Annotated in this window: 25 protein-coding genes; 15 read left to right on the top strand and 10 right to left on the bottom strand. The window is 68.8% G+C overall.

Going from position 1 to position 26,929, the window contains the following annotated elements; all coding sequences use genetic code 11:
• From ACYVIO_RS26740 to ACYVIO_RS26725, 4 genes are all read left to right on the top strand, one after another.
• Window positions 1–1,305 carry a M16 family metallopeptidase gene (locus tag ACYVIO_RS26740; RefSeq protein ID WP_460653653.1) on the top strand — a complete coding sequence of 435 codons (1,305 nt, stop codon included), beginning with the start codon at window positions 1–3 and terminating at the stop codon, window positions 1,303–1,305.
• The gene (locus ACYVIO_RS26735; protein ID WP_460653652.1) at window positions 1,302–2,648 is read left to right on the top strand and encodes a M16 family metallopeptidase; all 1,347 of its coding nucleotides are present in this window, start codon (window positions 1,302–1,304) and stop codon (window positions 2,646–2,648) included. Before ACYVIO_RS26740 ends, ACYVIO_RS26735 begins: the two co-directional genes overlap by 4 nt.
• Window positions 2,649–2,714: 66 nt before the next feature.
• A complete protein-coding gene (locus ACYVIO_RS26730; protein ID WP_460653651.1) occupies window positions 2,715–3,137 on the top strand; it encodes a hypothetical protein in 423 nt (140 codons plus the stop codon).
• A 182-nt stretch (window positions 3,138–3,319) separates the two neighbouring features.
• Entirely contained in the window at window positions 3,320–5,014 is a 1,695-nt protein-coding gene (locus ACYVIO_RS26725) for a S8 family peptidase (RefSeq protein WP_460653650.1), read from the top strand.
• Between the two features lie 54 nt (window positions 5,015–5,068).
• On the opposite strand, the gene ACYVIO_RS26720 is transcribed toward ACYVIO_RS26725, so the two are convergent.
• Complete coding sequence (locus ACYVIO_RS26720; protein WP_460653649.1) at window positions 5,069–5,812, bottom strand: DUF4190 domain-containing protein; 744 nt, start codon at window positions 5,810–5,812, stop codon at window positions 5,069–5,071.
• 133 nt (window positions 5,813–5,945) lie between these two features.
• Window positions 5,946–6,371 (bottom strand): CBS domain-containing protein, encoded by a 426-nt coding sequence (locus ACYVIO_RS26715; protein ID WP_460653648.1) that lies wholly within the window; start codon window positions 6,369–6,371, stop codon window positions 5,946–5,948.
• Between the two features lie 285 nt (window positions 6,372–6,656).
• On the opposite strand from ACYVIO_RS26715, the gene ACYVIO_RS26710 reads away from it, so the two are divergent.
• Together ACYVIO_RS26710 and ACYVIO_RS26705 are read left to right on the top strand one after the other, a co-directional pair.
• Window positions 6,657–6,905 carry a hypothetical protein gene (locus tag ACYVIO_RS26710; RefSeq protein ID WP_460653647.1) on the top strand — a complete coding sequence of 83 codons (249 nt, stop codon included), beginning with the start codon at window positions 6,657–6,659 and terminating at the stop codon, window positions 6,903–6,905.
• 58 nt (window positions 6,906–6,963) lie between these two features.
• A complete protein-coding gene (locus ACYVIO_RS26705) occupies window positions 6,964–7,632 on the top strand; it encodes a hypothetical protein (protein ID WP_460653646.1) in 669 nt (222 codons plus the stop codon).
• Between the two features lies 1 nt (window position 7,633).
• Here ACYVIO_RS26705 and ACYVIO_RS26700 read toward each other — a convergent pair whose 3' ends face one another.
• A complete protein-coding gene (locus ACYVIO_RS26700) occupies window positions 7,634–9,058 on the bottom strand; it encodes a sulfatase family protein (RefSeq protein WP_460653645.1) in 1,425 nt (474 codons plus the stop codon).
• Between the two features lie 111 nt (window positions 9,059–9,169).
• Between ACYVIO_RS26700 and ACYVIO_RS26695 the strand changes: the two genes are divergently transcribed.
• The 7 genes from ACYVIO_RS26695 to ACYVIO_RS26665 are packed head-to-tail and all read left to right on the top strand — an operon-like array spanning window position 9,170 to window position 17,731.
• On the top strand, window positions 9,170–10,360 hold the full coding sequence (locus ACYVIO_RS26695; protein ID WP_460653644.1) for an ROK family transcriptional regulator: 1,191 nt from the start codon (window positions 9,170–9,172) through the stop codon (window positions 10,358–10,360).
• Window positions 10,361–10,385: 25 nt separating this feature from the next.
• On the top strand, window positions 10,386–11,882 hold the full coding sequence (locus ACYVIO_RS26690; RefSeq protein WP_460653643.1) for an ABC transporter substrate-binding protein: 1,497 nt from the start codon (window positions 10,386–10,388) through the stop codon (window positions 11,880–11,882).
• The gene (locus ACYVIO_RS26685; RefSeq protein WP_460653642.1) at window positions 11,879–12,847 is read left to right on the top strand and encodes a carbohydrate ABC transporter permease; all 969 of its coding nucleotides are present in this window, start codon (window positions 11,879–11,881) and stop codon (window positions 12,845–12,847) included. Before ACYVIO_RS26690 ends, ACYVIO_RS26685 begins: the two co-directional genes overlap by 4 nt.
• Window positions 12,844–13,674, top strand: coding sequence for a carbohydrate ABC transporter permease (locus ACYVIO_RS26680; RefSeq protein ID WP_460653641.1), 831 nt, complete (start codon window positions 12,844–12,846; stop codon window positions 13,672–13,674). Before ACYVIO_RS26685 ends, ACYVIO_RS26680 begins: the two co-directional genes overlap by 4 nt.
• 58 nt (window positions 13,675–13,732) lie before the next feature.
• Window positions 13,733–15,238, top strand: coding sequence for a sulfatase-like hydrolase/transferase (locus tag ACYVIO_RS26675; RefSeq protein ID WP_460653640.1), 1,506 nt, complete (start codon window positions 13,733–13,735; stop codon window positions 15,236–15,238).
• Window positions 15,235–16,842, top strand: coding sequence for an alpha-L-arabinofuranosidase C-terminal domain-containing protein (locus ACYVIO_RS26670; RefSeq protein WP_460653639.1), 1,608 nt, complete (start codon window positions 15,235–15,237; stop codon window positions 16,840–16,842). Before ACYVIO_RS26675 ends, ACYVIO_RS26670 begins: the two co-directional genes overlap by 4 nt.
• 10 nt (window positions 16,843–16,852) lie before the next feature.
• Window positions 16,853–17,731 carry a formylglycine-generating enzyme family protein gene (locus ACYVIO_RS26665; RefSeq protein ID WP_460653638.1) on the top strand — a complete coding sequence of 293 codons (879 nt, stop codon included), beginning with the start codon at window positions 16,853–16,855 and terminating at the stop codon, window positions 17,729–17,731.
• Between the two features lie 37 nt (window positions 17,732–17,768).
• Here ACYVIO_RS26665 and ACYVIO_RS26660 read toward each other — a convergent pair whose 3' ends face one another.
• From ACYVIO_RS26660 to ACYVIO_RS26640, 5 genes are read right to left on the bottom strand one after another with little or no spacing between them, the layout of a single operon-like run.
• On the bottom strand, window positions 17,769–18,860 hold the full coding sequence (locus tag ACYVIO_RS26660; RefSeq protein ID WP_460653637.1) for a Gfo/Idh/MocA family protein: 1,092 nt from the start codon (window positions 18,858–18,860) through the stop codon (window positions 17,769–17,771).
• Window positions 18,857–19,909, bottom strand: a complete 1,053-nt coding sequence (locus ACYVIO_RS26655; RefSeq protein ID WP_460653636.1) for a Gfo/Idh/MocA family protein — start codon at window positions 19,907–19,909, stop codon at window positions 18,857–18,859. Before ACYVIO_RS26655 ends, ACYVIO_RS26660 begins: the two co-directional genes overlap by 4 nt.
• A 16-nt stretch (window positions 19,910–19,925) precedes the next feature.
• Window positions 19,926–21,554 carry an extracellular solute-binding protein gene (locus tag ACYVIO_RS26650; RefSeq protein ID WP_460653635.1) on the bottom strand — a complete coding sequence of 543 codons (1,629 nt, stop codon included), beginning with the start codon at window positions 21,552–21,554 and terminating at the stop codon, window positions 19,926–19,928.
• 18 nt (window positions 21,555–21,572) lie between these two features.
• Window positions 21,573–22,472, bottom strand: a complete 900-nt coding sequence (locus tag ACYVIO_RS26645) for a carbohydrate ABC transporter permease (protein WP_460653634.1) — start codon at window positions 22,470–22,472, stop codon at window positions 21,573–21,575.
• Window positions 22,469–23,317, bottom strand: coding sequence for an ABC transporter permease (locus ACYVIO_RS26640; protein ID WP_460653633.1), 849 nt, complete (start codon window positions 23,315–23,317; stop codon window positions 22,469–22,471). Before ACYVIO_RS26640 ends, ACYVIO_RS26645 begins: the two co-directional genes overlap by 4 nt.
• 288 nt (window positions 23,318–23,605) lie before the next feature.
• Here ACYVIO_RS26640 and ACYVIO_RS26635 point away from each other — a divergent pair, with 288 nt between their 5' ends.
• Window positions 23,606–24,604, top strand: a complete 999-nt coding sequence (locus ACYVIO_RS26635; RefSeq protein ID WP_460653632.1) for a LacI family DNA-binding transcriptional regulator — start codon at window positions 23,606–23,608, stop codon at window positions 24,602–24,604.
• Here ACYVIO_RS26635 and hisN read toward each other — a convergent pair.
• Window positions 24,601–25,392 (bottom strand): histidinol-phosphatase, encoded by a 792-nt coding sequence (gene hisN, locus ACYVIO_RS26630; protein ID WP_460653631.1) that lies wholly within the window; start codon window positions 25,390–25,392, stop codon window positions 24,601–24,603. The genes ACYVIO_RS26635 and hisN overlap by 4 nt on opposite strands.
• A 232-nt stretch (window positions 25,393–25,624) precedes the next feature.
• On the opposite strand from hisN, the gene ACYVIO_RS26625 reads away from it, so the two are divergent.
• Entirely contained in the window at window positions 25,625–26,119 is a 495-nt protein-coding gene (locus ACYVIO_RS26625) for a DUF2231 domain-containing protein (protein ID WP_460653630.1), read from the top strand.
• On the opposite strand, the gene ACYVIO_RS26620 is transcribed toward ACYVIO_RS26625, so the two are convergent.
• Window positions 26,120–26,869, bottom strand: coding sequence for a siderophore-interacting protein (locus tag ACYVIO_RS26620; protein WP_460653629.1), 750 nt, complete (start codon window positions 26,867–26,869; stop codon window positions 26,120–26,122).
• Window positions 26,870–26,929: the final 60 nt, after the last annotated feature.

Here is a 26,929-nt window from a genome sequence, read left to right as displayed (position 1 = left end):
ATGCCGCTGACGTATCCGCTCGCTGAGCAGACTCTGGACAACGGGTTGCGTGTGGTTGTGAGTATCGACCGCGCGGTGCCGATCGTTGCTGTGAATCTTTGGTACGACGTGGGGTCGCGGCACGAGCCGCCGGGCCTGACCGGCTTCGCGCACCTGTTCGAGCACCTGATGTTCCAGGGGTCGCGGAACGTGAAGTCCGGTGACCACTTCGGGCTGCTGGAGTCGGCGGGGGCGAGCCTGAACGCGTCCACCTTCTTCGACCGGACCAACTACTTCGAGTCGCTGCCGAGTGGCGGGCTCGATCTCGCGCTGTGGCTCGAGGCGGACCGGATGGGGTACCTGCTCGACGCGGTGAACCAGGAGAACCTGGACAACCAGCGCGACGTCGTGAAGGAAGAGAAGCGGCAGAGCTACGACAACCGCCCGTACGGCGACTCGTACGAGCGGCTGGTCCGGCTGGCCTTCCCGCAGGGGCACCCGTACGCGCACATGACGATCGGCTCGATGGAGGACCTCGACGCCGCGTCGGTGGAGGACGTGCACGCCTTCTTCCGCAAGTACTACGGGCCGAACAACGCGGTCCTGACGATCGTTGGCGATGTCAACGAAGAGGACACGTTCGCGGCGGTCAAGCGGTACTTCGGCCACCTGCCGGCGATCCCGCAGCCGCCGGCCGCGCCGGACGGGACGATCGGCCCGATGCAGGGTGTTGCCCGGGACGACGTCGTCGAGGACGTGCCGTCGGACCTGATCACGATGATGTTCCGGCTGCCCGTCGACGGGACGCCCGAGCTGGACGCGGCCGCGCTCGCGCTCGACGTACTGGCGGCCGGGCAGAGCGGCCGGTTGAACCGGCGGCTGGTCCGTGACGAGCAGATCGCGCAGTCGGTGTCCGGTGGGGCGCTGCCGCTGATCGGTGGAGTGTCGTTTGGGACGCTGACCGGGATCGCGTCGGACGGCGTCGACCTGCAGAAGGTCGAGGACGCGCTGCTCGAGGAGGTGGAGAAGCTCGTGGCCGACGGGATCACCGAGGACGAGCTGGCCACCGTGCAGGCGCAGGCCGAGCGGGACTGGCTGGAGCAGCTGGCGACCTGTTCAGGCCGGGCCGATGAGATCTCCCACCACACGTTGCTGTTCGGCGACCCGGACCGGATCAACACCCGGATCGACCAGCTGCGCGCGGTCACCGTCGAGCAGGTCCAGCAGGCCGCGGCCGAGTGGATCCGCGCCGACGGCCGGGTCCAGGTCACGTACCGCAAGAGCTCCGACGAACAGGCCGGAACCGAAGCAGGGGAGCAGGAATGAGCAGCCAGGCCCTGACCACGCCGCCCGTCGTCGCCCCGCCGGGGCCGTGGACGTTCCCGGTCTCGACCACCACCAACACCCGCGCCGGTACGCCGGTGCACGTGTTCGACCGGCCCGGCCAGTACGTCGCGACTGTGCGCGTCACGATCGCGCTCCCGCTGTTCGCCGAGCCGCGTGAGCTCGAAGGTGTCGCGACGATCATGTCCCGCACGCTCGACGAGGGCACCGAGTTCCACTCGGCCAACGACTTCGCCGCGGCGCTCGAGCGTCACGGCGCGGCGTACGGCGTGGACGTCAGCTCCGACGCGCTGCACGTCGAGATCTCCGTGCCGACGTCGCAGCTCGCGCCCGCGGTGAAGCTGCTCGCGGAGGCGGTCACCCGGCCCGCGTTCAACACCGCCGACGTCGGCCGGCACGTGACGATCCGGCTCGGCGAGATCAACCAGGAGCGCGCCAACGCCGGCTACCGCGCCCGCGAGGCGTTCTCCGCGAACCTCTTCGACCCGAGCATGCGCCGCTCCCGTCCGACCGCCGGTCGGCCGGACACGATCCGCCCGCTCACCAACGTCGAGGTCGCCAAGTTCTACCGCGACAACGTCGGTCCGGCCCGCGCCCAGATCCTGTTCGCCGGGGACGCGACCGGCGTCGACGTGGCCGGCATCGTGGACGACGCGTTCGGCGACTGGACGTCCGAAGCCGGTCCCGCCCTGGAGACTCCGGAGCCGCTGTACGTCGTCGGCGACCGGATCGTGCTCGTCGACCGGCCGGGCTCGGTCCAGAGCCAGCTGCTGATCGGCTGCCCGGGCCCGGACCGCCGCGAGGACATCTGGGGTGCGGCCGCGGTCGCGAACCATGTTGTCGGCGGCACCATCACCTCGCGCGTCGACACCGTGCTGCGCGAGGAGAAGGGCTACACCTACGGCACCCGGTCGAGCTTCACCGCGCCGCGCAAGGGCGGCACGTTCAGCCTCGGCGGCTCGGTCCGCACCGAGGTGACCGGCGCCGCGATCACCGACGCGCTGCGGATCCTGCGGGAGGCCCGCGACGGGCTGACCGAGAAGGAGGTCGGGGAGTCCAAGGACAACCTGATCCGGACCGCGCCGCTGCGCTACGAGCAGGCCGACTCGATCGCCCAGCAGGTCGGCAGCAACATCGCCGCCGGCGTACCGCTGGACTTCGCCGACACCTACCTGGCCCAGATCGCCGCGACCACCGCCGAGAGCGCGACCGAGGCGTACCGCCGGTACGTGGGAACCAACGGGCTGCTGGTCGTCGTCGTAGGGGAAGCCAAGGACGTTCGCGACCAGCTCTCCGGGCTGGGCGACGTGACGGAACTGAGCTGACGGACTGAGCTGAAGTACTGGCATCCTCTGCTCAGGACCAATCGGCCCTGAGCAGAGGAGCACGCCATGTCGTTCGACGAGCGACCCCAGGACCAGCCGCCCTACCAACAGCAGCAGGGTCCGCAGTACGGGCAAGGGCATCAACAGCAGCAGGGGTACGGCAACTACCCGCTGCAGCCCGGCTTTCCCGACCAACCGGCGTACGGCGTCCTGCGGGACAACTCCAACGCGACGGTCGCGCTGGTGCTCGGGCTGCTGCCGTTCATCACCGGCCTGCTGATCCTGTCGCCGTTCGCGTGGTGGAAGGGCAACCAGGCCATCGACGAGATCGACGCGGCGCCCGGCGTCTACAACAACCGCGGCATGGCTGTCGGCGGCCGGATCGCCGGAATCATCGGCACGGTGCTGCTGATCCTGTGCATCCTGTTCGCGCTCGCGATGGTGCTGCTGTTCGTGGTGTTCGCGTCGTCGACGTCGACTTCCGGCTGAACGCCGCCCGTCGACACCTCACAAGTACCGGCCCCCGATCGGTGCTCGGTACTTGGTTCGAGGTCGGCGGGACGTGTTCAATCGTTTGCTTCGAAAACCTGACAACGTCGGCCCCCTCCCGGAGTCCGCACGGCTGATTTACGTTGTGGCCGTCACACTCACTTCAGGGAGGGGATCCGCTCGTGAGAGACGTCCGCAGATCGTTGTACGCGGCATCTGGTGCGTTCGCACTGATCGCCGCCGGCCTGGCCGTTCCGGTGATCGCCGGGGCCCAGGCGACCGGGGGCAGCACGGAGTACGTCGTACTGGTCGAGCAGGGGGCCGACCGGGCCGCCGCGCTGGCCGCGGTGAAGGCCGCCGGTGGCGAGGTGGTCAAGGAGAACACCAACCTGGGCACGATCACCGTGAAGGCGGCGGCGTCCGGGTTCGCCACCCAGGTGTCGGCGTCGGCCGCGGTCGAAGGTGCCGCGAGGAGCCGTCCGATCGGGCAGCTGCCGCGGGTCAAGCCGGTCCAGATCGAGCAGGAGAACCTCGGCGCCGCCGTGAAGAAGGCGAAGGCGGCGGCGAAGAGTGCCAAGGGCATGGATCCGCTGGACGCCCAGCTGTGGGGCCTGAAGATGGTCCGGTCGGACCTGGCCCGCAAGGTGCAGCCGGGCAAGAAGCAGGTCAAGGTCGGCGTCCTGGACTCCGGAATCGACGCCCGGAACCCCGACATCGCGCCGAACTTCGACTGGAAGCTGTCCCGCAACTTCGCCGTGGACCTGCCGGAGATCGACGGGCCGTGCGAGTTCCGCGGCTGTGTCGACCCGGTCGGCTGGGACGACAGCGGGCACGGCACCCACGTGGCCGGCACGATCGGTGCCGCGGTCAACGGTCTCGGCGTCTCCGGCGTCGCGCCGAACGTGACGCTGGTCGAGATCCGCGGCGGCCAGGACAGCGGCTTCGTCTTCCTCAACCCGGTGCTCGACGCGCTCACCTACGCCGGTGACGTCGGGCTCGACGTGGTCAACATGTCGTTCTACGTCGACCCGTGGCTCTACAACTGCACGGCCAACCCGGCCGACAGCCCGGAGGCCCAGCTCGAGCAGCGGTCGACGATCCGGGCGATGCAGCGCGCGCTGAACTACGCGCACAACCGGGACGTCACGCTGGTCGGTTCGCTCGGCAACAACCACGAGGACCTGGGCAAGCCGCGCAACGACATCAGCAGCCCGGACTTCGGCGACGTCCCGCCGTACGAGCGGGTGATCGACAACGCGACCTGTGTCGACCTGCCGGTCGAGGGCCCGCACGTGATCGGCGTGTCCGCGCTCGGTCCGTCGGGCAACAAGGCGGACTACTCCAACTACGGCGTGGAGCAGGCCGAGGTGTCGGCGCCGGGTGGCTGGTTCCGTGACTACTTCGGTACGCCGAACCACCGGGTGAACGAGAACCTGATCCTGTCGACGTACCCGGTCAACACGCTGCAGGCCGGCGGGCTGGTCGATGCCGACGGCAACATCACCGCGGCGGGGATCGCGGGTGGCGTGCAGAAGCAGTGCAAGGCCGGCGTGACGGACTACACCAAGTGCGGGTACTACAACTGGTTGCAGGGGACGTCGATGGCGTCGCCGCACGCGACCGGCGTGGCCGCGCTGATCGTCAGCGAGTACGGCAAGAACGGCAAGGGCAACTCCTTCGGCCTGAACCCGGACCGGGTGCGCAGCATCCTGCTCGGCTCGGCGCAGGAGCGGGCTTGCCCGAACCCGCCGCTGGTCTCGTACGCGAACGAGGGCCGCACGCCCGAGTTCGACGCACTGTGCGAGGGAACCCGCTCGTTCAACGGCTTCTACGGCAACGGCATCGTCGACGCGTGGGCGGCGGTGACGCGGTACTGAGTTCGTGACGAGGGCCCCGGTCGCGTGTGCTGCGACCGGGGCCCTCGGCAACTGTCACTGGGGTGTCAGCAGGCAGGTGACGCGGTGGTCGCCCAGCTTCCAGCTGGCTTCGACGGGGAACATTGTGACGATGCTCACCGGATCGGTCCCCTTCCCGCCCTGCTCCAACCAGCGGTCACCACAGCCGTTCTGGGCGGTGGTCTGGACCGGCTCCTCGCCAGGGAACGTGCCGGCCGGGAGCTCGAACACGGCGAACACCCTGCCCCCGTTCGGCCCGGAGCACGGCCGGACCTCGAGGTCGCGGACAGCGCCTTCGTCGACACGGGCCACGCAGTCGCCGACGCGAAGGTCCTGGTGCGGTACGGCGGCCTTCGTGGTCACCTGGCCGGACGCGTCCCGTACGGGATCGGAGCCGGCGTCGAGGCCGATCAGTACGAAGACGACCACCCACACACAGGCCAGCGCGATGCCGGCGATCGCCAGTCCTTTGCCCTTCTGCCGGGTGCTCGGGATCCGGGCCAGCGCGACGATGCCCAGGACGATCGCCACCGGGATCGCGCCGATCGCCCCGAACACCAGCGCGAGGGTCGCGACGGTGCTGGTCTTCTGGTTCGGCGGAGGCTCCTGGCCGGGGTAGCCGTACGGCGGGGGACCGTAGTAGGGCTGCTCGGACGGGCCCAGGGCGATCCGCCCGGACTGCGGCGCGGTCGCTTCGCCGTACTTGGGCAGCGGTTGGCGCGGGACCGGCTCGGTGCCGGGACTCTGCGGCGGCCCGGGCGGCGGGTCGGTTGGGTGCATGGCGGGACTGTAGCCGTGGGGGTTCGCAGCACGGACGGGCCGGTCTCGCGTGGGGCGGGACCGGCCTCCGGGGGCGTGCTGGCGCGGCGTACCGGCGTACGGGTGCAGCGCTGGTACGGCGGGCGGGCTGGGGTCAGCCGGCGATGTAGTTGGAGAGTTGTTCCTTCTCGAACTCGAGCTCGCCGATGCGGGACTTGACGACGTCGCCGATGCTGACGATGCCGGTGAGCTGGTCGTCGACGACGACCGGGACGTGCCGGATCCTGCGGTCGGTCATCATCCGCATCAGGTTGTCGATCAGGTCGTCGGGGGTGCAGGTGTGCACCGGTGACGTCATGATCGCGCTGACCCGGACCTCGCCCGCGTCCGGAGTGCCGTTGAGGAGCCGGACCACGTCCCGTTCGGACACGATGCCGGCCACGCTGGTGCCGTCCTGACTGACCACGAGCGCGCCGACGTTGTGCTCGGCGAGCAGCGCGAGCAGCTCGGTGACGGTGGCTTCGGGGGAGATGGTGACGACCTGGTTGCCTTTACCGCGCAATACGTCGTTGATCTTCACGGAGCCTCCTGCTGAATCGACAGCCCAAGACCCCACGGTAGCGGTTCGGAGCCGTCTGCGGCAGGTCTGGCAGACTGCGCGCGGTGACCGTCGCTTGTCCCGCCCGCTGGAACCATGGTCCGTTTCGTCACCTTGGGTGACCGCGTGAGCCGGCGCGACGGCCTTGGCCGAAAGTACGAGGTGCCCGGTGGAGTTCGTCCGGGTGGTCGAGGCGCCGGTCGGGTCCGCGGACCTAGTTTCGAAGGGTCGGCTCCGATGGGGAGCTGCTCTTGGGAAGGAACTGGGATGACTTCGAAGCGGGTGTGGCCGGAGGACGAGCCGTGGTGGCAGTTCACGCCGCGGAACCTGGGGACCGGGTACCTGACGCTGGCGGCGGCCGGGCTGCTGCTGGTGTGGAGCGGGATCGAGCTGGTCGGTGGGGGACTGAGGACGAGTCAGACCGTGCTGTTCGTGGTCATCGCGGTGTGCGGGATCGCGTTGCTGTTCCAGTCGACGTACGGGTTGAAGAAGTTGCTGCGGCGGCGAGCGCGCTGAGATTGGCCGGTTCGTGCAACGGACGGCGCTGACAGCGCGGCTGGTGTTCGATGGTGCGATGGGACTGTTCTCGAGGAAGCGACGGGAAGCGTTCGATCTGGCGGAGCTCGGGCTCCCGCGGGTGAGGCCGGGGATGCCGGAGCGGCCGGCGGGTGAGCACGGGGTGGTGATGCGGCTCAGCAGTTGCGACGACCTCGCGCGAACGATGGTGCCGATGTCGCCGTTCGTGCTGGACGTGCAGGGCACGCCGACCGTGCTGGTCAAGCTGGCCGGGCTGACGGCGCGTGAGGGAGCTGAGTTGGCCAGAGCCGTCACGGCTGGGGACAGTCTGCTGGTTTCGGCGTACCGGTCCTACCCGACGTACCCGGTGCTGGTGCTGGCGCTGTTCGTCTACGACTCGCCCAGCGACCCGCTCCGCTTCGAGGGCTACCGCGACCTCGCCACCGTCGACGTGCAGGACTTCGCCGTCGGCCTCGACCGCACCAACGGCATCGGTGAGGTCCGCCTGTACGACGAGTCGGCGCAGCTGCTCGCCACTGGCCAGTTCGGGCTGCGGATGCCGCCCTTCGGCGGGACGGCGTTCCCGTACCAGTCGACCACTCAGGACCTCAACCGCCTGTGGGAGATCTGCCGGCTCGGTGCGGCCTGGTACCACTCGCTGCCACCTGCCGGCCGGGACTTCACCACCGCCGTCGACGCCTACATCGCCGCGGAGCCGCCACTCTGACTCACCAGGGCGCCTCGCGGACCTGGCTCCTGTCCTCAGCGGCCACCAGTACGTCGAGCAGGAACTCCTGCAGCTCGGTCCGGACCTGCTGGTGGTCTGCGGAGGTCCACAGGTTGTCCAGCTCGGCTGGGTCGCTCTCCAGGTCGTACAGCTCACCGGTGCGGGCGGTGCCGGTGACTGGATCTGCGTGCTGGACCACGAGCTTCCAGTGATCACGCCGGAGCATCGTCAGGTGTACGGCGTCGTCGTACGGGTGGCCGCTGTCGCGGTACTCGCTCAGCGCCCAGCCGCGAGCCCGGCCGGTCCCGCGGGCCAGCGGCAACAGGTCCATGCCCTGCTGCCGCGGCTGCGTCGGCGTACCGGTCGCGGCGAGGATCGTGCTCGACAGGTCGATCCACTGCACCAGCTCGGTGCAGCGCGTCCCGGCGGGCAGGTCGCCGTGCGGCCAACGCATCAGCAGGGGGACGCGGACCGCCTGCTCGTACATCATCGGGCCTTTGAGCATTAGTTGGTGATCACCCAACATTTCGCCGTGGTCGCTGGTGAAGATCACCAAGGTGTCGTCGGCCAGCCCGGTCGCGTCCAGTGCCTCGAGGATCCGGCCGACCTCGTCGTCGACCAGCGTCACCATCGCGTAGTACGCCGCCTTGACCTCCTGCAGTTCGTCGTCCGAGTACGACGTGTAGCCGCGCGCGTGACCGGCGTACGAGTGGTGGGACGCCTCGGTCTGGATCGGCGGCTTGGTGGTCAGCTCGCCGTCCCGCGTGACGGGCCGGGTGAGATCGCGGTCGCGGTACCGCTGGAGGTACTCCTCGGGGGCGCCGAAGCCGTGGTGCGGGTCGAAGAAGTTCGCGACGAAGAAGAACGGCTCACCGTCGTGTCGGTCCCGGGTGAGGAAGTCGACGGTCTGGTTGCCGATCCAGCGGCTGTAGTGCAGCTCGGTCGGGAGGCTGTCGAAGTCGATCGAAGCCTTGCCGTCGAACAGGTCGGGCCGGACCGTCCGCAGCCAGCGGTGGTACTCGTTCTCGGACGAGCCCGGGTACGGGTCGTGCGCCCAGCGGTAGACGCGGAAGCCGTCGTCCTGCCGCTGCTCCTCGCGGCCGCCGAAGCAGGAGCTCAGGTGGAACTTGCCCACCAGGCCGCAGTCGTAGCCGGCGTCGGCGAGGTCGCGGCTGAACAAGCGCTCCTCGGCAGGCAGGCCGACGCCGTTCGCCCAGAGACCGTGCGCGTGCACGTAGCGTCCGGTCATCAGACTGGCCCGCGAGGGCGCGCAGACCGGGTTCTGCACGTAGCACTGGTCGAACAGCACGCCCTGCGCCGCGAGACGGTCCAGGTTCGGGGTGTCGACCTCGTCGTTGCCGTAAGCCCCCAAAGCGCTGAAGCGTTGCTGATCGGTGCAGAGCAGCAGGACGTTGGGACGCGTCATGCAGGCCAGTCTGAGCAACGCTCCTGTTTTACGTCAAGGCTTCGGAATTAATCGGCGACGATTAAATCCGGGCTCTTGACAGAAACCGGCGGCACCCCGGAGAGTCGGCGCATGGCCAAGGACACCGCCGGACCGCTGCGCCTGCTCCGCGAGACCCACGAGGAGCGGGTGCTCGCCGTGCTGCGGACGCAGGGCGCGATGACCCGCGCCCAGCTCGCCGAGCAGACCGGTCTGTCCCGCGCCACCTTGTCGTCGATCGTCCAGGACCTGCTGGCCACCGAAGCACTGACCGAGACCGCGGCCGATGACGGCACGAGCCGAGGACGGGGGCGCCCGGTCACCGTGCTGACGCTCAACCCGGCGGGCGGTCTGGCGCTCGGGATGGATCTGGGGCACCGGGCCGTCCAGGTCACCGTCGCCAACGTCGCGCACGAAATCGTCGGGACGACAGGGATCGCCTGCTCCGAACGCACGTCCTGGGCCCGCCGGCTGGAGCTGGCGATCTCCCTGGCCGAGTCGCTCGCGGCCCGGCATCAAGTCTCCCTCTCCGCGCTCTCCGGAGTCGGAGTCGGCGTGGTCGGGCCCGTTGGCCACGCGAGTCGGAGCAGCCGGGCGCAGTTGGTCCGGGACGGGCTGGCCGAGCGGTTCGGCGTACCGGTGTACGTCGACAACAACACCCGGCTGGCCGGGTTGGGCGAAACCATCTGGGGTGCCGGTGCCGGCCTGCGGAACGTGCTGTACCTGCGGCTGTCGTACGGCGTGGGCAGCGGGCTCGTGCTCGACGGCCACCTGTTCTCCGGCGCCGGGGGTGCGGCGGGGGAGCTGGGGCATGTCAGCGTCGATCCGGAGTGGCCGCGCTGCCCCTGCGGTGGCACGGGCTGCCTGGAGCGGTACGTGTCACTCGGCGCCGTACTCGAGCAGTGCGGCGTCCGGTCCTTCGACGAAGTGCTGGAGCTGCTGGCGGCCGGCGACGAGCGGGTCCGCGAGGTGATCGCCACTGCGGGCGCTCGGGTCGGGCAGGTGCTCGCAGCGGCCTGCAACACGGTCAATCCCGAGACGGTCGTGATCGGCGGTGAGCTGGCCGAGGCCGGTGCGTCGCTGCTCGACCCGATCCGCGCCACCGTGCGCAAGCACACCCACAGCCAGGTACGGCAGGGACTGGAGATCGTCCCCGCCACCCTGGGCCACGACGACGCGGCCCGCGGCGGCATTGCCCTCGTACTGCGTCGTTCCGCCTTGCTGGCCGGTTACCCGGCCGCCGTCGGCCCCGGATCCCGGGACCGCGTCCACGACATCGGCTGAGCCCTGCCCTGAGGAGGCACTCGCCATGAGCACCTCGACCAATCCCCGCCCGTCCCGCCGCCAGGTGCTGAGCACCCTCGGCGGGCTCGCACTCGGAGTACCGCTGCTGAACGCCTGTACGGGCGGCGGCAAGAGCACTCAGAACGCCGGCGCCGATCCCGGTGACACGGCGGCCGGCCCGGTCACACTCACCTGGTGGGACCAGTTCCGCCCGCTGACCGAGCTGTTCGAGCAGAAGCTGTTCGTCGACTACAAGGCCAAGCACGGCAACGTCACGGTGCAGCGTCGCCAGCTCGACCCGGCCGACCTCGCCCAGGCCCTGCAACTGGCGCGACGCAGCAACCAGTTGCCCGACGTCCACTCCACGGCCGGCCTGACCGGCAGTACCGCGGCACTCGTCACCAACGGCTGGTTCCAGCCGATCGGAGATTTCGTCGACCTGGCGAACAGCCCGGTGAAGGACTACCTGTACGACGGGATCCATCGCTTCGACGGCAAGGTCTACACGTTCCCGGTGTTCAGCGGCCAGTGGCACGACTCGACGAGTTGGGTGAACACGCGGTTGGTCGAGCAGGCCGGGCTCGACCCCGAGCTGTCGCCGCCGACCTGGGACGCGTACCGGGCCGCCGTGCGGACGATCGATCAGAAGACGCCGGACAACGTACACGGCCTGGTGCTGCCGATGAAGGACACCGACTACCTGGCCGGCAAGCTGAACGCGTTGGCCCAGATGGCCGGTGCGCCCGGGCAGACCGACTGGAAGACCGGCGAGATCGTCGTCGCGACCGAGCCGTTCTTCCAGGCGATGGAGTTCCTGCTCTCGTTGCAACGCGACGGCGTTCTGCACCCGGCGTCGTCGTCGCTCGGCCCACGGGACGCCCGCGCTCGCTGGGCCGCCGGGGAAGCCGCCCTGTTCCCGTGGGGACCCTGGTTCATCGGCGGGCTGATGGTCGAGGAGTCGCCGGCCGTCGAGCGGGGGATCGGCGCCTGGCAGATCCCGGCGCCGTCGACGCAGCGCGGGACCGTGTACGTCGCACCGGCGCCCGGCTCCTTCTTCGTGTCGGACCAGGCCAAGAACCCGAAGGTCGCGGCCGACCTGATGGCCCAGCTGACCACGCCGGAGTTCGCCGCCCAGCTGGCGACCCGGATGGACCAGCCGCCCATCCTGATCGACTCGGTGGGGAACGCGAAGGTGCACCCGGCGTACAAGAAGAACGTCGAGTTCTTCCAGCAGGACGTGCGGATCGGACCGGTGCCGGAGGTCGGCAACCAGGCCGTCGCGAAGGTGCTCGCCGAGACGCGGGACGTGCACCCGGATCCGGGCGAGATCGTGCAGGCGGTGCTGACCGGGTCGACCAAGGACTACCGGACGGCGCTGAAGCAGTACGCCGAGAAGGCGACCGCCGAGCGCGGGCGCGCGATCGAGGCGGCGAAGAAGAAGGGCGCCGAGGTCGCCGAGTCCGACTGGGTCTTCGACAACTGGCAGCCGGGCAAGGACTACACCCAGGACCAGTACAAGTGACGACGACCAGCACGGCCCCGCCCCGGCAGGCGCGGGCGCCGGGAGGGAAGGCCCGGCCGCCGCGGCCTTCGGCCTGGCGGCGGATGCGGGACGACTGGTGGATCTACCTGTTCCTGCTGCCGACGGTGGTCGGCTACGGGCTCTACACGGTCTACCCGCTGGTCGCGAGCTGGTGGTACGCGTTCCTGGACTGGCCGGGCTTCGCTGACGTCGGGACCTTCGTCGGGCTCACGAACTTCGAGCTGCTGTGGGCCGACGACCTGTTCTGGAACTCGTTCGCCAACTCGCTGGTCTTCCTCGCGCTGGCCGTCCCGCTGCGGGTCGGACTGGCCCTGCTGCTCGCGATCGTGCTGAACCGTCGCAGCACGCCGTTCCGCGGACTCTTCCGGACGCTGCTGTTCCTGCCGGTCGTGACCACCGGCGCGATCGTCGGCGTCGTGTTCACGCTGATCCTGGACGCCGGCGGCCCGGTCAACCTGGCGCTCGTGAAGGCGGCACTGGTGGACAGCCCGGTCGACTTCCTCGGCTCGTCCGGGCTGTCGCTGTACAGCGTGATCGGTGTCTGGGTGTGGAAGTGGCTCGGCATCACGCTGATCTACTGGCTGGCCGCGTTGCAGACGATCCCGAGCGAGCTGTACGAGGCGGCGCGGATGGACGGCGCGGGGAACTGGAAGGAGTTCCGGCACATCACGCTGCCGCTGCTGATCCCCTTCCTGGTGGTGATCACGCTGATCGACATGGTCGGGGCGCTGAACGTCTTCGACCTGGTGGTCACGCTGACCGGCGGCGGTCCGGCGTTCTCGTCGGAGGTCGTCGAGGTCTACATCTACCGGACGGCGTTCGGCGCGACCGTGCCGCAGCTCGGCTACGCGTCGGCGGCCGCGGTGCTGTTCGGGTTGCTGACGATGGTGCTGGCGGTCGTCCAGGCGCTCGGCGTCCGGGCCGCGCGAAGGGCGATGGCATGACCGGGACGAGGAGCTCGCGGTGGCTGATCGGGACCGGGCTCGCACTGCTCTGCGCGGTCTGGATCTACCCGTTCCTGTGGCTGGTCTCGGGGTCGCTGAAGACCAACCCGGAGATCTTCGGCAAAGGGCTGGACCTGTTGCCCGAGGCGCCGGTCTGGGAGAACTACAGCCGGGCCTGGTCCGAGGTCGGCTTCTCGTCGTACATGCTGAACACGGTGCTGATCACGCTCGGCACCGTCGCGCTGGTGATCATCCGCAGCGCGCTGGCCGGGTACGTGCTCGGCCGGTACGACTTCGTGGGCAAGAAGGTGCTGATCGGGATCTTCCTGGTCACCTTCTTCCTGCCCGAGGGGTACACGATCATCCCGGTCACCCAGCTGACCGACCAGCTGGGGCTGCTCAACTCGCACCTGGGCGTGGTCCTCGGCCTCGGCGCGGGTGGTCACGCGGCCGCGACCCTGCTGTACGCCGGGTTCTTCCGGACCATCCCGAAGGATCTGGAGGAGTCGGCGCGGATGGACGGCGCCGGGCCGCTGACGGTGTTCTTCCGGATCATGCTGCCGCTGGCCAAACCGATCACGGTCAGCGTGTTCATCCTGCAGTTCCTGGCCGCCTGGAACGCCTACTTGCTGCCCCTGGTCTTCACGCTCAGCCATCCGGAGTTGCGCACGCTCGCGGTCGGGATGTCCGCCTTCGTCGGGGAGAACGACACCGACTGGGCAGGGATGGCGGCGGCCGCGGTGCTGTCGCTCGCACCGGTGGTCGCGGTGTTCGTCGTCCTGCAACGGCAGTTCGTCGAGAGCCTGGCCGGTGCCGTGAAGCAGTGACTGTCCACAGGTCGCTCTTCGGTCCGTCGATCGTGGCCGATTCTCCGTACCTTCTCTGATGAGACATCCCCTACCTCCTGGAGGCCGAGTGCCGTCGAACATCCTGCTCCTGATGACCGACCAGCACCGCCTGGACACCCTCGGCTGCTACGGCAACGAGGTGTGCGAGACGCCTGCTCTGGACTCCCTGGCGGCCGGCGGCACGTTGTTCACGAGCGGCTTCACACCGACCGCGATCTGTACGCCGTCCCGGGCGACGCTGCAGACCGGCGTCCTGCCGTACCGGCACACGCTGCTGGCCAACTACGAGCGCAACGTCGGGTACCGCGAAGAGCTGGACGACACGTTTCCACCCTTCGCGTCGTACCTGGGTGAGGCGGGGTACCAGCTCGGCCATGTCGGCAAGTGGCATGTGGGGAAGGAGAAAGGGCCGGCCGACTTCGGGTACGACGGGGAGCACTACGCCGGCTGGGGCAACGCGGTGCAGCACCCGGACTACCTGCGTTACCTGGAGGACGGAGGCTATCCACCGTTCGCCGTCCACTCGCCGGTGCGAGGGACCTTCGCCAACGGGGAACCAGGCAATCTGCTGGCCGGCATTCTCGACCAACCCGTCGAGGCGACCTTCGAGTACTTCCTGGCGGAGCGGACCATCGAGCAGCTCCGCCGGTACGCCGAGGATGGCCGGCCCTTCTATCTGGGGTGCAACTGGTTCGGGCCACACCTTCCGTACCTGTTGCCCTCGGCGTACTACTTCAGGTACTCCGCGGACGACGTCGAGCTGCCGGTCTCGGTGTCCGAGACCTTCGCCGACAAGCCTCGGGTCCAGCAGCACTACTCGTCGCACTGGACGTACGACAGCGTCGGCCCGGACAAGTGGCGCGAGCTGATCGCGGCGTACTGGGGGTACGTGTCGCTGATCGACGAGCAGGTCGGACGGATTCTCGCCGAGCTCGAGGCGCTGGGGCTGACCGATGAGACCGCGGTGTTCTTCACGGCTGACCACGGGGAGTTCACCGGGGCGCACCGGCTGCACGACAAGGGCCCGGCCATGTACGACGACATCTACCGGATTCCCTTGCTGGCCAGGATTCCCGGCGCTCCGCCCGGAGTGGTCGAAGACGGCTTCGCGACGCTGACCGACCTGACGCCGACGTTCCTGGAGCTGGCGGAGGTCGAGGTGCCGGAGCACTACCAGGGCCGCTCGTTGCTGCCGCTGGTGGCCGGGCACCGGCCTGCCGACTGGCCGGCCGAGGTGGTCGCCGAGTTCCACGGGCACCACTTCCCGTATCCACAGCGGATGATCCGGACACCCGACTACAAGCTCGTGGTGAATCCCGCCGACCAGAACGAGCTCTACGACCTGCGCGCCGATCCGCACGAACTGCAGAACCGGTACTCGCACCCGGAGCTGGCCGAGGTCCGCCGCGAGCTGATGGGCCGGCTGTACGCGATCCTGCGCGACCGCGGCGACAACTTCTACCACTGGATGACGTCGATGTTCGAAGTCGGCGCGAAGACCTACGACACCGCGCTCAGCGCTCTGGACGAGGAGACCCTGTGACCGCCCGCATCGACATCCACCGCAACCAGCGCAGCAGTATCGACCCGATGATCTACGGGCACTTCCTCGAGTCCGCGTTCTTCGGCAACATCGAGGGCGGGGTGTTCGACGAGGGATCGCCGCTGGCCGACGACGGTCCCGGGGCCCGGAACGGGCTGCGCCGGGACGTGGCCGAGCTGTGCCGAACGCTCGGGCTGCCGATCGTGCGGTGGCCGGGCGGGAACTTCACGTCGCCGTACCACTTCGAGGACGGTCTCGGTCCGCGCGCGGACCGGCCGCGGCGGCTGGAACTGGCGTGGGGTCTGGAGGAGAGCAACCACTTCGGGACGGACGAGTTCCTGGCCTGGTGCGACGAGGTGGGGACCGAGCCGTATCTGGCGCACAGTTGCCGGGACGTGGACGAGGCGGTGCGCTGGGTCGAGTACACGAACTACGGCGGTGACACCGCGTTCACGCGGCAACGCGCGGCGAACGGGCACCCGGCGCCGTACGGCGTGAAGTACTGGGGCCTGGGCAACGAGGTCTACGGCCGGTGGCAGCTGGGGCATCGCACGGCGGCGGCCTACGCGGCCGATGCGTCCGAGCACGCGCGCTTCATGCGGTCGGTTGACCCGTCGCTGAAGTTCGTCGGCGTCGGGCTGACCGACGACCGGCAGGGGTGGACGGCGGCGGTGCTCGACGGTGTCGGCTCCCAGCTCGACTACCTCTCGTTTCACTTGTACGGGGCAACCACCCAGCTGGTGGACGGCGTCCGGGAGTACGACGCGATCGTCGCCCAGTCGCTGTACTTCGAGCAGCAGATGACGGCCTACTCCGAGCTGGTCGCGTCTCTGGCCGCCCCGCGGGGGCTGTCGCTCGGGCTGGCGCTGGACGAGTGGAACATCCGGCACGTCGAGCCGGACAGCTGGCCTGCGCCTCAGCCGTCGGACGACGGTGGGACCGTCGAGCGTGAGGTGGACGGGCTCGACACGTCGCGGCAGCACCGGGTCAATCGATGGGATCCCCGGACACTGGCGGACGCGCTCTTCTACGCCGGGGTCTTCCATGCCCTGCACCGGTTGTCGGGTGCGGCGGTGCCGGTGACAATGGCCAACACGGTCAACCTGCTGAACGCCAACGGAGTCGTGGTGGCCCGTCCGGGTGGAGCTGTCGCGGCCGCGACGTACCACGTGTGGGACCTGTACCAGAACCACCTCGGCCCGGTCGCGCTCGCGGCTGACGTCTCCGGACCGTCGCGGTTGGCCGCCGTACGGCAGGGTGATGAGCGGGACCATGCGGGGGACTTCCGGACCCGTACGGCGACCGTTCCCGACCTGGACGTGTCCGCCACCCAGACCGATGACGGCCGGTCTCTCCGCCTGGCCGTCATCAACCGCCACGCGTCGGACGCCGTCTCCGCGGCGCTGTCGCTCGACGGTGGAGCGCTGCCGCCGCGGGTGTCGGTGCGGACGCTCGGCGCCGACGTCGAGGACCTGCTGGCCTGCAACACCCTCTCGACCCCGGATCGAGTGGCCCTTCGCAACCATGGTGAGATCGAGTTGGTGGACGGCGCGTACGACTTCCCGGCGCACAGCATCACGCTGCTCACCTTCGACCTGACCTGAGGAGACGACTGTGGCTGAGGACAGCTGCTGCAGCCCGCGGCGCTCATCCAGCGGCCCTGTACGGCGGCCTGTGCCTGTGGTCGCTTCGGGGGAGTCGGCGCTGGAGCGGGTGCGGATCGAGGCCGGCGCCTTCCTGATGGGGACCGAGGACGCCGACGGCTTTCCCGCGGACGGTGAAGGGCCGATCCGGAAGGTGGCGGTGGACAGCTACGCCATCGGGGTCACCGCGGTGACCAACGTGCAGTTCGCCGAGTTCGTCGAGGCGACCGGGCACGTGACCGAGGCTGAGCACTTCGGCTGGAGCTTCGTGTTCGCCGGGTTCCTTCCGGCCGCCGTACGGAAGGTCAGTGAGCGTCCGGAGGCGACCCCATGGTGGTGCGGGGTCTCCGGCGCGACCTGGGACCACCCCGAAGGGCCGGACTCAGATCTGACCGACCGGTCCGATCACCCGGTCGTCCACGTCTCCTGGTCGGATGCCGTGGCCTTCTGCACGTGGGCCGGAGGTCGCCTGCCGAGTGAGCCCGAGTGGGAGCGTGCTGCGCGCGGCGGGCTGGAGCAGAAGCGGTTCCCCTGGGGCGACGACCTCACGCCGGAGGGCCAGCACCTGTGCAACATCTGGCAGGGTACGTTCCCGGTCAAGAACACCCTGGACGACGGACACCGCGGTACGGCGCCGGTCCGGACCTACCCGCCGAACGGCTACGGCCTGTACGAGGTGGTCGGCAACGTCTGGGAGTGGACCGGCGACGCCTGGAACGAGAACCGTGCCATGCGTGGCGGCTCGTACCTGTGCCACCACTCCTACTGCAACCGCTACCGGGTAGCGGCGCGCTCCTCCAACGACCCGACCAGCAGTGCCGGCAACCTGGGCTTCCGCTGCGCCTGGTGACCCCTCGCCCCGCCCGAGCGAGGGGCCACTCAGCTTGTCACGGCGCGAAGGACTCGCTGAGCTTCGCTTGGTCGATCCCGCCGTTGAGTGCTTGGTAGAACGGGTGGCCGGGGACCAGGTCGGCACGGCGTACGGACTGCCCGGTCAGGGCGGACGCGTACAGGGCGGTGACGAACTCCATCGTCGGCCGGGTGCTGGCCAGGGTGGTCTCGTGGGTCCGGCCGGCCAGCAGGTCGTCGACCAGCCGCCCGAGCTGGGCTTCGTGGCTGCTGGCAACGTCCTCACCTGCGGACGACGCCCACGTGTCAGCCGCGTCGGGCGCCGGAGTGAACTTCCAGTCGGCGTCCTTGTAGCCGTACAGGTGGTTGACCTCCAGCGACCCTCCGGTGGTGTCGATCCGGATCCGGCTGAGCTCCTGCGGCGAGAGCAGGCTGTTGATCACGCTCGCCACCGCGTTGCTCTCGAAGATCACCGACGCCATCGACACGTCCTCGAACTCGACCGGACGATCCAGCCGTACGGCGGTGGCGTTGATCGTGCGCCACGGTCCGAGCAGGTGCAGCAGCAGGTCGATCTGGTGAATGCCGTGGCCCAGCGTCGGACCACCACCCTCACCGACCCACGTCCCGCGCCACTCCGGGTCGAAGTACGGCCGCGGCCGGAACCACAACGTCTCGCAGACCGCGACCTGCGGAGCGCCCAGGGCGCCGTCGGCCAGGAGCTCGGCCGCGCGAACAGCCCCGGAACCGTGCCGGTGCTGGAAGACGACGTACACCGAGCCTTCGCTGGACACCTCGGCCTCGGCGACCGCGTCCATCTCGGCCAGGCTGAGCACCGGCGGCTTCTCCAGCAGGACGGACTTCCCGGCCGCCAGCACCTCGATCGCGATCTCGGCGTGGCTGCCCGGCGGCGTCGTCACCGTGACCAGGTCGGGATCGGCCGCGGCCAGCAGTTCCGTCACACTCTTGAACGGCTTCGACCCGTGCTTGTCGGCCAGCGCCTGCGCGTTCTCGGCGACGATGTCGGCGACGCCGACCAGCGTCGTACGGCCTGTACTGGCGAAGGCTTCGGCATGCCGGCGACTTATGCCTCCGGCACCGACCACCGCGACCTTCAGGTTGGCTGTCACTGGGCGGCTCCTCGTACGGCGGCGTTCTGCTGCGCGGTCAGCGCGAGCCGCATGGTCTCGAAGGTGTGCTCCTGCGGCGCCGCCGTCGTGGTCCGCTCCCGGACGTCGCGGATGAGATCGGGGAAGTAGGTCAGCTCGACGTCGGAGCAGTCGATGTACTCGGTCTTCTCCCCGTCGACGACGAACAGGTGGTTGCCGCCGTCGCGGCCGGCGATGTCGACGTACTTGCGCAGCTCGATGTAGCCCTCGGTGCCGAGGATCATCAGCCGGCCGTCGCCCCAGGTCCCGAGGCCGGCCGGGGTGTACCAGTCGACCCGGATGTAGCCCTGGGCGTGGTCGCTGCGCAGCAGCAGGTCGCCGAAGTCCTGCAGACCGGGCTTGTCCGGGTTGGCGAAGTTCCCGACCGAGCTCGTCACCACCTCGGCCGTGCGCGAGTCGGTGTACCAGAGGAACTGGTCGATCTGGTGCGAGGCGATGTCGGCCAGGATGCCGCCGTAGCGCTCCTTCTCGTAGAACCAGTCCGGGCGCCCGGCGTTGCCGCCGAGGTGGCCGCGGTCACCGATCCGGTGCGGGCCGAGGCCGATGGTCTGGACGACGGTCCCGATCCGGCCCTCGCGGACCAGTTGGCCGGCCTTGATCGCCGACGCGACCTCGAAGCGCTCGGAGAACGTCACCGACCAGAACCGGCCGGTCTCGGCGACCGCCTTCTCGATCTCCTCGAGCTGGTCGTGGCTGACACAGCCGGGCTTGTCGGCGACGACGTCCTTGCCGGACCGCAGTGCGGCGACGGCGATCGGTCCGCGGCGGTCCGGGATCGCGGCGGTGACGATCAGATCGAGGTCGTCGCGGGCGATCAGCTCGTCAGCGTTGTCGACGTACGGTACGTCGGGGTACCGCTCGCGGACCTGGTTGGCGACGCCCGACGACGGGTCGTCGGTGGCCATCGCGACGAACTCTCCGCCGGCCTTGATCAGCCCGGCGATCTGGCCGTGAATATGCGCGTGGTCGAGTCCGACCGCGGCGAACCTGACAGGTTGCGTGGATGTCAAAGGTCTTCCTTTCGCGTCAACGCGATGCTTCGAGTGCTTCGGCGTACTCCTCGGCGATCTTGTCCCCACCGCCGCTCTTCCACTTCTTGACCGCATCGGCCCAGGCCGAGACCGGTTTGCGTCCTTGAATGATGTCGCTGGTGACCTGGTCCATGTCGGCGGTCAGCTGCGGGCCCTTGCGGACGTTGGTCTCGGAGTACAGACCGGCGACCGGGTTGGCCAAGGCGTCCGGGCAGGTCTTCTTCATCGCCTCGAACTCCGCCTGGCTGTTGCCCTCCTTCTCCGGCAGGAAGATCGTCCACGGTCCGTCGGCCGTGTACATCAGACCGAGCTGGGTCTCGCTGAAACCGCGGTCGGTGAGCACGGGGTTGCCGTCGACGACCCGGTGGTGCAGGGCCGGCAGACCGAACTTGCGGAACAGGTACTCCTGGGTCCCGAACGGCGCCGCCAGGAAGTTCAGGTAGGCCAGCATCGTCTCGATCCGGCCCTCGGCCTTCTTGCTGATCGCCGTCGTACTGAGGTTGGGAGCACCCAGCCAGATCTTGCCCTGTCCCGAGCCGTCGTGCTTGGGCGGCGCGATGATGCCGATCCGCGCCTCGGGGTTGACCGCGGTCTGCAGGTAGCTCGGCCAGCCGCTGAACGTGTCGACGACCAGCGGGCTGGAGCCGTTGCCGAACCTGACCTTCATGTCCTGATTCTGGCCCGAGAACGCGTCGGGGTGGATGTAGCCCGACGTCCAGAGCTTGCGCAGGATCTCGAAGACGTCGCCGTGGGCGTCGTGCTCGTAGTAGCTGACGACCTTCTTGCCGTCCTCGCTCCAGGTGTTCGGCATGTCGAACATGTTCCGGACGAACGGCGTCGGTGAGGTCGCCAGCGCGAACCGGTTCTGCCGGCGGTCCGTCAGCGCCTTGCACAGCTCGAGGAAGTCGTCGGGGCTCTTGAGCTCGGCGTCGACGCCTTGCTTCTCGAGGATGTCCGCGCGGGTGTAGAGGGCCTGGGAGCTGATCGCTCCGCGGGGGACCGGTACGGCGTAGATCTTGTTGCCGAAGATGCAGGAGTTCCAGTGCACCTCGGGCAGGTTCGCCAGGAACGGGTACTTCTTGATCTTGTCGCCGGACAGGTGCGGGGTCAGGTCCGCGGCCTTGGCCTCCAGCAGGCTCGGGACCTGCGGTACGCCGCCGACCATGAAGATGTCGCCGAGCCGGTCGCCCGCGACCGAGGTGGCGAACTTCTGGGTGTAGTCCACCGACGGCGTCAGACTCACCGAGACCGGCGAGCCGACCCGCTTGTTGAACTCCTGCCAGAAGCGGTTCTGCTCGAGCTTCGGCGGGATCGGGGTGTTGGTGAAGGTCAGCACCTCGATCGGCTTGCCGTCGCCCGGCGGCGTCGTGATGGCCCGGACCGGGTTGGCCGGGTAGCGCGTGAACGCGTCCGGGATCTTGTAGTCGGCACCGGCCAGGTCCGGCTTGACGCCCGTGTACGGCACGTACGCCGGCCGGACCTGGGACTGCGGTGCGTTGCCGTTCTTTCCGGCGGCGCCACCGCGGCCCTCGTTGGAGCAGGCGCCGACGACGCCGGTCAGACCGAGGGCCCCGACGCCGCCCAGCAAGGCCCGGCGGCTGAGCCGTGAATCACCAGTGTTCATGGTTCTGCCTTTCTCGTGTCAGCCCTTGACGGCGCCGGTCAGGACGCCCTTGGCGAAATGCCGCTGGACGAAGGGATAGACGCACAGAATGGGAATGATGGAAATCATCAGAATCGCCATTTGGATCGACGTCTGGGGTGGTAGCGCCTCACTCGCGCCACCGAGGTCCTGGGCGCCGATTTCGACGCCGTTCACGACGTACGTGCGCAGGACGAGTTGCAACGGCCATTTGCTGGCGTCGTTCAGGTAGAGCAGGGCGCCGAAGAAGCTGTTCCAGTAGCCGACGCCGTAGAACAGGCCGACCACGGCGACCACCGCCTTCGACAGCGGCAGGCCGATGTGCCAGAAGAGTTTCCACTCCGACGCGCCGTCGATCCGGGCCGAGTCGAGCACCTCACCAGGGAGCCCGACGAAGTACGCGCGGACGACGATCACGTTGAACGCGCTGACCGAGATCGGCAGGATCACGGCCCACAGGCTGTCCAGCAGACCGAACTGCTGGACCACCAGGTACGTCGGGATCAGGCCGGGGTTGAACAGCAGGCTGACCAGGACGAGCAGCAGCAACTGCTTGTTGCCGAACGTGCCGCGCCGGCTCAGTGCCCAGCCGAGGGTGCAGGTGAGGAACAGCGCGATCGTCGTACCGACGGCGGTGATGAAGGCGCTCACCAGAAGGGCCTGCGTCACCGTCCCGCCGGACAGGATCGACTTGTACGCCGACAGGTCGAACCCGTGCGTCGGCAGCATCACGAACCCGCCGGCCTCGATGACCTGCTTCGGCGTCGCGAGGCTGGTCGAGATGACACCCACGAAGGGCAGTACGACCACCGCGCAGATCACGGTGAGGAAGACGGCCTTGATGATGCGCTCGGGCCAGCCGGGCATCGGCATTCCACCGACGAGGATCTTGTTGCTCATCCGCGGTACACCCCTTCCTCGCCCAGGCGGTGCGCGAACTTGTTGGCCAGCAGGACGAGCGTCAGCGCGACGACGCTCTTCACCAGGCCGACCGCGGCGGCCACGCCCCAGTCGCCGCCGATGATCCCGTTGTTGTAGACGTAGGTGTCGAGCACTTCGCTCGCATCGACTCCGACGCCCTGCTGCTGCAGGATGATCTGCTCGAAACCGACCGTGAGCGAGTCGCCGAGCTTGAGGATCAGCAGCAGGATGATGATCGGTTTCAGGCCGGGCAGCGTCACGTGCCAGGTCTGCCGCCACCGTCCGGCGCCGTCCGCGGCGGACGCCTCGTACAGGGACTTGTCGATCTGCGACAGCACGGCCAGGAACAGGATCGTCGCCCAGCCGGTGTCCTTCCACATCACCTGTGAGGTGAGCAGACCACGGAACGCGTCGGCGTTGCCGATGATGTTCAGCGGGTCGTAGCCGTGGGCCCGCAACCAGTTGTTGATCATGCCGGTGCCGCCCAGGACCTGCTGGAAGACGGCGACCACGATCACCCAGGACATGAAGTGCGGGACGTAGATGATCGTCTGGACGATCTGCCGCAGCCGGTTCGACAGCAGGCTGTGCAGGACCAGCGCGACCACGATCGGCGCCGGGAAGACGATGACGGTCTGGATCAGCGTCAGGACCAGCGTGTTCTTGACCGCGTTGAGGAACTCCGGGTCGCCGTTGAAGACGGTGGTGAAGTTCTCCACGCCCGACCACAGACTCTGGCCGACACCGAGGTACGGCTGGTAGTCCTGGAAGGCAATGACGTTGCCCCACAGCGGGTAGTACTGGAAGGCGAAGATGACCAACATGCCGGGAATAGCCAGCAAGAGGACAGGATAATCTCGTCGTAAACGCTCGCGAAAGGAAAGTTTTCGGCTGCGGGCGGCATCGCTCATAGGCGCTCCCGGGGTCAATCAATAAAATGTGATCGATCCACTTCTGATCCGGTAGCTAACCGCAGCCGTCTGGGGGTGTCAACCCCTTGTTCCGCTATCGGACAGGCTCCAGGTCAATCGTTGTAGATTCTGCTGCGGTGGTCGTGGGGATCGGCTAACGTGTGTGCCGCAGCCGGGGCTGCGGAGGGGAAGGTGGTTGACGTGGAGCCGAAACGGCCGGCGACGATCCATCAGGTGGCACGGTTGGCGGGGGTCTCGCACACGACCGTGTCGCGCTATCTGCAGGACGCGGACAGCCTGAAGCCGAAGACCCGGATCAAGGTCGAGTTCGCGGTCAAGTCGCTGGACTACCGGCCGAATCTGGTGGCCCGCTCGATGCGGACGCGGCGGACCAACCGGCTCGCGATCGTGCTCGCTGCTGGGCCGCACTTTCCGGGTCGCCTGCTTGCGGCGGCGTCCGAGACGGCGCATCGCGCGGGGTATCAGGTCGAGGTGGTCAGTGTCGAAGGTGGCCAGCGGGCGCGGTCGGCACGGATCGAGGATCTGGCGCGGTCGGGTCAGGTCGAGGGGATCCTGGCGATCTCACCGACCGGGCTGAAGAGCAAGCGGCTGCAGCAGGTACCGATCGTCGAGAGTGAGACGTACGACGACAAGCTGCGCGGGCTCGGCGAGCTCGCGGCAGCGTCGGAGATCGTGGAGATCGTCGAGTACCTGGCGTCGCTGGGGCATCGGTCGTTCTTCCACGTGGCGGGTGACCAGGACTTCGCGTCGGCGCGGAATCGGAAGGCTGTCTACCTGGAGGCGATCGCGCGGCTCGGACTGGAGTCTGTCGGGGTGTACGACGGTGACTGGACTGCGCAGTCGGGCTTCGACGCGATCACCGCGCTTGATGGTGATTGCGGGGTGACTGCTGTCGTCGCGGCCAACGATGTGGTCGCGATGGGAGTGGTTCGGGGCGCGCTGTCGCGCGGGTGGTCGGTGCCCGGCGACGTGAGTGTCTTCGGGTGGGACGACGAGGTGATGGGAAAGTTCGCTACGCCGTCGTTGTCGACCGTCGCGGTGGACCGGGAGGCGCAGGGGCGGGACGCAATCCTGCGGCTGCTGGCGGAGATCAGCGGTGAGCCGGCTCCGGAGCCGGCTGATCGGACGATCAACCGGCTGATCTTCCGGGAGTCGACGGCGCCGCCGCCTGGTGCTTAGTTCTCCTTGCCGGACAGGCGGTTGAGGACTTCTTCGTGGAGGCGGCCGTTGGTGGCGACGGCGTTGGCGCCGTTCGGGCCTGGCTCTCCGTCGACGGAGGTGAACTTGCCGCCGGCCTCGTCGACGATGATCGACAGCGCGGCCATGTCGTACAGGTTGAGCTCCGGCTCGGCCGCGATGTCGACGGCCCCTTCGGCCACGAGCATGTACGACCAGAAGTCGCCGTACGCGCGCGTGCGCCAGGCGTCGTCCATCAGGTCGGCCCACTGGTCGCGCTTGCCGAGCTTGTCCCAGCCCTTGAGCGACGAGTACGACAGCGAAGCGTCCTCGATCTTGCTCACGTCACTCACACGACACGGCTGCGCGGACATCAGCGCGCGGCCGGTCCAGGCGCCGTCGCCGTACGACGCCCACCACCGCCGCTGCAGCGCCGGCGCGGACACCACCCCGACGACGACCTGGTCCTCGATCATCAAGCTGATCAGCGTCGCCCAGACCGGGACGCCGCGGATGTAGTTCTTGGTCCCGTCGATCGGGTCGACGACCCAGCGCCGGGGACCCCAGCCGGTGGTGCCTTCCTCTTCCCCCACGAACGCGTCCCGGGGCCGCGCCCGCGAGAGCGTCTTGCGCATGACGTCCTCGACGCGGCGGTCCGCGTCGCTCACCGGCGTCAGATCCGGCTTCGTGGCGACGTGCAGGTCGAGCGCCTTGTACCGATCCATCGTGGTCGAGTCCGCGTCATCAGCCAGGATGTGCGCAAGCCGCAGGTCGTCCGTGTGCGAAGGCATGCCGGAAGGCTACCTGCGCGGGGCTCACCGGTGGGTGGACGGTCCGCCGTACGACGAACTGATGGGTCTTGGGTTGCCCGCTGTGCGCCGTCCCTGCCTCCGCCGCGCCGGCGAGCGGGAGGGCGCGGGTGGGCGTCGTACGGCAGGTGAAGGACTAGGCTGATTGAACCGTTTTGGGTGGTTGAACGTGCAGTTAGTGTTAGTTCACTTCGGCCGAGCCACGGGAGTCGTCATGTTCGAGCGCTTCGGGGATCTTCCTCTGCATGTGCTGGTGATTCACGCCGCCGTGGTGGTGCTGCCGGTGGCGGCGCTGACGGCGATCGTGTTCGCGGTGATGCCGAAGTGGCGGTGGCTGCTGCGGTGGCCGGCGCTGCTGCTCGGGCTGGCCGGGCTGGTGGTGGCGTTCGTCGCCAAGGAGAGCGGCGAAGCGTTCCTGGCGGCGATCCCGGAGCTGGAGCCGGCGGTGAAGTTGCACCAGGACCGCGGGGATCTGCTGTTCTGGTTCGTGGTCGGGTTCGCGGTGCTCGTGGTGGTCGCGTTCCTGCTGCTGGCCGGGCCTTCGGCGTTGGCGAGCGGGAAGGGTGCCAAGGCAACCAAGAGCCAACCGCTCGAATGGGTGCTGAGCGCGGCTGTGGTTGTGGTCGGCGTACTGGTGATCTACCAGACGATTCGGACCGGCGACGCCGGCGCGAAGGCTGTGTGGGACGGACAGCTGCCCCCGAAGTAGCTAGCCCTCCGACTGGCCGGACTTCCAGTAGCCGCCGAAGTAGTGCGGCTTGCTGTCCCACTCGAGCGTGCCGGTGAGGTGGCGGCGGATGTCGCGCACGATGCCGGCCTCGCCCGCCACCCACGCGTACGGCGTACCGTCCGGAAGCTTGGCCTCGCGGACAGCGTCGGCGAGGCCGGTGCCGACGCACCAGGCGATCTCGAGGTCCGCCGCGGTGTCGAACTCGCGGACGTCGGCGGCGTGCGGGACTTGGACGAACGCGCGCGCGACGGTGCCGGCGGGGAGGGACTCGATGATCGACGCGAGTGCCGGTACGGCGGTGTCGTCGCCGACGAGCAGCTGCCAGTCGGGCGAGTCCGGCGCGTACTGGTACGCCTTCGGGGCGTTGCTGATCTCGGGCCCGATGATGCCGAGCCGGCTGCCCGGTACGGCGGACTGCGCCCAGGCCGACGCCGGGCCGGCGTCGCCGTGCAGGGCGAACTCGATGTCGATCTCCGCGCCGCGCTGGGCCCGGATGGTGAACGTGCGCATGATCGGGCGGACGTCGTCGGCCATCTCGCGGTAGGCGCCGTACCAGTTGTCGGCCGGCGGGAGGACGGGCTCGGGCTGACCGGGTTGGGCGAGCAGGATCTTGATCCGCTGGTCGAACCCACCGGTCTCCAAGGTCTCGCAGCCGGCGAGCGTGATGGTGAGGAACGACGGGCTGGTCCGCCGTACGGCGGTCACGGTGCACATCACGACGGCGGTCATCGGGCTACCCCTTGCCGAAGGCAACTGCTGTGCCGGAGGTGGAGGTCGAGCGGGACGAGA

The sequence above is a fragment of the Kribbella endophytica genome, from assembly GCF_054781295.1.
This window is presented reverse-complemented; position numbering and strand designations above follow the sequence as displayed.